This window comes from Salmonella sp. 741265055_HSA, assembly GCF_046569525.1.
Classification (GTDB): domain Bacteria; phylum Pseudomonadota; class Gammaproteobacteria; order Enterobacterales; family Enterobacteriaceae; genus Salmonella; species Salmonella enterica.
This window is the reverse complement of the sequence record NZ_JBKFSQ010000073.1, coordinates 1-4,028: the sequence shown is the minus strand read 5'-3', so window position 1 is coordinate 4,028 and position 4,028 is coordinate 1. Positions and strand designations below refer to the sequence as shown.

The 4,028-nt window shown below is 57.1% G+C and carries 3 protein-coding genes; all 3 read left to right on the top strand.

The window, feature by feature from the left end; all coding sequences use genetic code 11:
• The coding region (locus tag ACLD4K_RS21750) for a type VI secretion system Vgr family protein (protein WP_411012486.1) at positions 1-1,060 on the top strand (1,060 nt) is incomplete at its 5' end.
• A gap of 30 nt (positions 1,061-1,090) precedes the next feature.
• A complete protein-coding gene (locus ACLD4K_RS21745; protein ID WP_080210728.1) occupies positions 1,091-1,522 on the top strand; it encodes a DcrB-related protein in 432 nt (143 codons plus the stop codon).
• A 30-nt stretch (positions 1,523-1,552) separates the two neighbouring features.
• On the top strand, positions 1,553-4,028 hold a 2,476-nt coding region (locus tag ACLD4K_RS21740), incomplete at its 3' end, for a DUF6531 domain-containing protein (protein WP_411012485.1).

Genomic DNA, 4,028 nt, shown 5'->3' with positions numbered 1-4,028 from the left:
CAGCCCTGGCAGCCGGGTTCACGGTGCCGGGAATATCCGTACGCTGATGACTGGCCACACCTTTGCGTTGATGAATCACCCTACGGCAGAACTCAACCAGGAATATCTGTTGGCGCAGACTACGCTGTTTGTGCAGGACAACGCGCAGCACAGCGGGCAGGACCAGCACTTTACCTTCTCCACCCGTTTTGAACTGCACCCCACCCGTGAGGTGTTCCGCCCGCAGCGGACGGTGAGCAAACCCCACACTAAAGGCCCGCAGAGCGCCATTGTCACCGGCCCGGCGGGGCAGGAAATCTGGACCGATCAATACGGGCGGGTAAAGGTGCAGTTTGGCTGGGACCGTTACGGCAAAATGGATGAAAACAGCTCCTGCTGGATACGCGTCAGCTACCCGTGGGCGGGCAAAGGCTTCGGGATGATCCAGATCCCGCGTATCGGCCAGGAAGTGCTGGTGGATTTCAAAAACGGCGATCCGGATCTGCCGATCATCGTGGGGCGCACCTACAACCAGGACACCATGCCGCCGTGGGGACTGCCGGGAATGGCGTCGCAGAGCGGGATCTTCAGCCACTCACTGTATGGCGGGCCAGCGAACGGCAACATGCTGCGTTTTGATGATAAAACCGGCGCGGAGGAAGTGAAGTTCCACGCGGAAAAAGATCTCAACACCACGGTGAAGAATAATGAAACGCATACGGTAAATGCTGACCGGACGAAAACCATCATCCATAACGAAACCACGAAAATACATATCGACCGCACGGAAGATGTTTTGGGTAAGCATACTGAGACGATTAAGGGAAACCGCAATGTCAAGGTGACGGAAGGGGATCAGCTCCTGACTGTGGAGAAAGGGATACGGGAGGTAACGGTAAAAACTGGCACCAGTACTGAAACGGTTGAAAAAGATATCTCTATTACATCCATTTCCGGGGCTATTCATCTGACGGCAAAAACACAGATTACGCTAACTGTAGGTAAAAGCTCACTCACCATGAATTCAGACGGCACCATCACATTGAACGGCCCCACCCATCTGGCACTCAATCCACAGTAAAAATAGCAGCATTCAATAGGATTTATCTCCATGCAATACCTTATTAATGAAGGACATTTTTCCCTGCCCGGAAACTGGCAGGATAACACGATGAACATTCTGACACCGGTGCTGAGCGACATTGCAGGCGCAAACCTGGTGGTCACGCGTGAAATGCTGCCGGAAGGGGCGGAGTTCAGTGATTATCTGGCGGTACAGAAGAAGAAATTCCGTACTGAGCTGAAGGCGATGACATTCACGGTGGAAGAACCCTGCCATGTGGAAGAGCGTCCGGCGGAATACTGGGAGTTTAGCTGGAACAACAACGGAATAACGATACAACAGCTACTGCTGGTGATACTTAACGGTCGTCAGGTGCTGACGCTGACCTATTCCTCAACGCAGGCGCTGGCAGAGGAAGATCGTAAAACGATGCGGGGGACATTGTTGCATTTTCGTTTTGGGATGCCGCAGGACAAATAACCCGGCGGACGCAGTGGTAAGGACGAACGGATGACGGAAAAAAGCGCGCAGGAAAAGCTGGCGGAACTGAACCAGCGGGACAGTAATGCCGAAACAGTAGAAAACATCGCCACCACAGGGCATGTTGCCAGTGTCGGAATCACGGTCGTCAGTATGGTGGGGGCAACGGCAAAAGTAGGGCTGGCAGCAGCAGCGGCCAAAACCTGTGCAGCCGGAATAGCCAAAGCCGTTGCTGGATTTGGCGGCCCGCTGGTTGCCGGACTGGCGGGAGGGATGCTGGGGGGATGGCTGGGTACCAAAGCGGGTGACTGGTTTATGGATACCTGGGGTAAAGATCACGCAGTTTCTGGCCCCACAGATATACCGGCGTGTGTGGGACATCATATTGTTCATAACAATTCCTTTCTGGGCGCAATTGGTGGGTTGATTGGCGGACTTATTGTAGGGATTGCGGTTGGTGCACTGGTCGTTGCGACGGGAGGGGCTGCGCTGGGGGTACTCGCTGCCACTGTTGCTGCCGGAGCCGGAGGGCTGGCGGGGGGATTTGTCGGCGGTGCCGCGATGGCCATTGGTTCCCGCTGGGCCTCTGATACCGGAGAAATTCATGAAGGTTCGCCCAATGTCACTTTTGAAGGAAAAGCAGTGGCACGGGTAACCGATCCAGTGATTTGCAGCGACGATCCGGGCGAACCGCTGCCGCAGATAGCTGAGGGCAGCAAAATCATTTCTGTAAACAGTCTGCCGCTCGCACGTAAGGGGCATAAAATCACCTGTTCGGCAGTGATTCAGGACGGGTGTAAAACCATCACGGCGGATAAGACTACCGGGCAGTACGGGCCGATTAATGCGGATATGTCTGTTACAGAACAATCTGTCGTGTCCGGTTTAGAGGTTCTGACAGCTCTGTGGGGCGCAAAACAGTTAAACCGGGCAGCCAATGAGCGTATCAGCCAGGGATTCAGCGACCCGGTGGACGCGGGAACAGGCGAATATCTGGACTACCGTACTGATTTCCACTGGCCCCATATCCTGCCGTTAACGCTGAAACGCGCCTACACTGGCCGCCATACCGTGAGCGGCTTTCTGGGCACTCGCTGGCTGTGTAACTGGTCACAGTACCTGGAATTCGACAGCGACGGGCAGAATGTCACCTATTTTGATGCTGAGGGTTTATGTCCGGCCTATTCCACGGTGCAGGAGCCATACAACTGCCGCAACCTGCTGGTGCCGCACTACCGCCTGACGGGTAACCGCAGGCGGGCCGTCATCTTCGATGAGCATACGCAGCAGGGCTATATCTTCACACCCGTTTCCCCCGGCGCACGCCGCCTGCGTTTGTCCGCTATCAAAGACCGTAACCGCAACGAAATCCGCTTTCTCTATAACGGCGTGGGCCATCTGACAAACGTCGAACACAGCGGCGGCCTGCGCCTGCGGGTGATGTGTGGCCCGGAAGGACTGATTTACCGCGTCAGCGACGAGGCGGACGGCAGTGAGCTGGTTCGTTATGACTACACTCACCACGGCGATGAGTGGTGGCTGCGTGATGCGCAGACACGGTTTAACGGCACGCTGCATTACACGTACACCGAACAGGGCTGGCTGAATTCCTGGCGCGACAACGGCCCGACGCATTTCCACCTGCGCTACGACGATGAAGGGCGGGTGGTGGCGACGGGTACCGAAGAGGGGCTGTATAACGACACCTTCCGCTACTTCCCGGCAGAGCATAAAACGGAGTACACCGATGCGACGGGAGCCACCACCACACTGTGGTTTGATGAAACATGGCTGCTGATAAAACAGCGTGACCCGCTGGGGCGCATCACGGAATGGGTGCGCGATGAATATGACCATCCGGTGAGCATCCGGCAGCCGGGCGGGCGTGTCACACAGATTAAACGCGATTATGCCGGACGCATCCTGAGCGAAACGGATGCCGACGGGCGCAAGCGGGAATGGCAGCGGGATGCGTTCGGGCAGATAACGGCTTACCGGGACCACCGCACCACGGCGGCATACCGCTATAACAGCGAAGGCAACCTGGTTCACCGGGAAGTGAATGACCAGAAATGGCAGTACCGTTACACCGAAGATGGCCAGATAAAGGAGGTCATTTACCCGGACGGCAGTCGCGAACAGTGGGCTTATAACGCGCAGGGCAGCCTGACGGCGCATACCGATGCGGCAGGCCGGACGACGCATTATGCGGAAGACCGCTGGCTGCGGCTGACGGGCGTGACGGATGTGGAAGGGCGCAGCACGTACTGGCAGTACCGTCCGGGAGAGAGCAACCCGCATGAGAAAGTCAGCGCGGTTATCCGGGCAGACGGCGGCGCAGAGACGTTCCGCTACGACGGCGAGGGTAAAATCGCCGTCCACACCGGCGCGATGGGCCAGACCACGCGCTACCGCCACGGGGCATTCGACCTGCTGCGCGAGGTGGAGGATGCAGGCGGGCAGCGCATTGTCTGCGACTATGACGGCGCGGCGAGGCTGACACAGT